Source organism: Tritonibacter sp. SIMBA_163, assembly GCF_046535935.1.
Classification (GTDB): domain Bacteria; phylum Pseudomonadota; class Alphaproteobacteria; order Rhodobacterales; family Rhodobacteraceae; genus Epibacterium; species Epibacterium scottomollicae.
This window is the reverse complement of the sequence record NZ_JAWJBP010000811.1, coordinates 1-256: the sequence shown is the minus strand read 5'-3', so window position 1 is coordinate 256 and position 256 is coordinate 1. Positions and strand designations below refer to the sequence as shown.

Here is a 256-nt window from a genome sequence, read left to right as displayed (position 1 = left end):
ATCTTGCGCAGCATGTCCTGGGCAAGAGCGTTCAAAACCCCCGTGCCCTGCATCAGGCCATGCTTTCGGCAACAGTCCCTGATCGGCGGGGCCAGGCCCATATGGCATTAAGTGCACTGGACATTGCCGTCTGGGACGCCTTCGGCCGATCAAACGAACAATCGATCGCGCAGCTGTTGGGAGGCGCACTCCGGGATGAGATCTTCACCTACGCCAGTGGGCCATTGTTGCCTTCTGGAGAAGATCGCTACGCTGG

Annotated in this window: 1 pseudogene; it reads left to right on the top strand. The window is 59.4% G+C overall.

What is annotated here, in order from left to right:
- Positions 1 to 256: pseudogene (locus R0J92_RS24570) on the top strand (hypothetical protein); the annotation flags it as partial.